Origin of the sequence: Halorubrum sp. Atlit-28R, from assembly GCF_003665955.1 — an archaeon.
GTDB classification, from domain to species: Archaea; Halobacteriota; Halobacteria; order Halobacteriales; family Haloferacaceae; genus Halorubrum; species Halorubrum tropicale.
This window is the reverse complement of sequence record NZ_QPLS01000065.1, coordinates 1-736: the sequence shown is the minus strand read 5'-3', so window position 1 is coordinate 736 and position 736 is coordinate 1. Positions and strand designations below refer to the sequence as shown.

At 56.4% G+C, this 736-nt stretch carries 1 protein-coding gene; it reads right to left on the bottom strand.

Going from position 1 to position 736, the window contains the following annotated elements; translation table 11 throughout:
- Window positions 1–469: proline dehydrogenase family protein (locus DVK06_RS16805; RefSeq protein WP_199718752.1), on the bottom strand; the 469-nt coding region annotated here is incomplete at its 3' end.
- Window positions 470–736 lie beyond the last annotated feature (267 nt).

Sequence of the window (736 nt, the reverse complement as noted above, 5' to 3'; positions counted from 1 at the left end):
CCTTTCCGGGAACGTCAGCCAGTCGAGCGAGGTCGTCCGGCGTCCGCTTCAGATTCGCTTGCACGCAGACACCGACGTTGCCGTCGGTCCGGTGTCCAAGGTCGTCGACGGCGTCGAGAGTTACGTCAGTTGTCGTATAATCTTCCATGTCGACCCAGACGAATACGTCGTCGTCGGCCGCGGCGTCGACGATGCGGTCGAGGTTCTCGCGGAATGCAGTATCGCTCACGTCGAGTCCGATCTGTGAGGGCTTCACCGAGACGCATCCATCGAGGTTCGTCGCCCCGAGTTGTCGGACGAGACTGACGTACGCGTCGGCGTCGGCGTCAGCCTCTTGTCGATTAGAATAGTGTTCTCCCAGCAGGTTTAGTATCCCCGCGATACCGTCGTGGTTCAGCGACTCGACGTGCGAGACCGCCCTGTCGGCCGTCTCACCCGCCACGAAATTATTCGCGATGGGGGGAATCATGCAACGCTCTTGTGTGAGTGCCGCCCTAAAAGGGAACCCTACCAAATAATTCTGACTTTATATTGTTGGAATAAATCCGCTGTACGTCAATTGTTCTACTTTTCGACCCGTAGCCGACCATGGTCGGTTGAAGGTATATTTACGACAATCGGCGAGAGTTCCCTGTCATGCCATCACAGGACATGGATCGTAGAACACTGCTGAAGTTGTCGGGACTGTCACTTCTCGGAGCGACCGCCGGTTGTCTCGAAAGTGAAGACGATACGA